The 276-nt window shown below is 56.9% G+C and carries 1 protein-coding gene; it reads right to left on the reverse strand.

Features of this window, described 5'->3' with window-relative positions; all coding sequences use genetic code 11:
• Positions 1 to 276, reverse strand: a 276-nt coding sequence (locus RTW80_RS29130; RefSeq protein WP_312721595.1) for an MlaD family protein, incomplete at both ends; no start/stop codon positions are given.

Genomic DNA, 276 nt, shown 5'->3' on the forward strand with positions numbered 1-276 from the left:
GGTTGTCCCAGATCGATACCTTCCGGCACATCAAAACTGACGCCCCCACCAAACAGCGTGGTGAGTGAACCCATCTCAACGCGCATCCCCGCAGAGGTCAGATCCACCGCGATCCCGCTGTCTTTCCAGAAGCGAACGTTGCTGGTCACCAGGCGGTCATTAGGCGCATTGATAAAAAGCTGATAGCTGATGGTCCGTTTTTGCGGATCGAAGGTGCTTGTTTCAACCGAACCGACGCGATATCCACGGAACAGCACCGGATCGCCCGGCGAGAGC

Origin of the sequence: Escherichia sp. AM3, from assembly GCF_032029835.1 — a bacterium.
Classification (GTDB): domain Bacteria; phylum Pseudomonadota; class Gammaproteobacteria; order Enterobacterales; family Enterobacteriaceae; genus Escherichia; species Escherichia coli.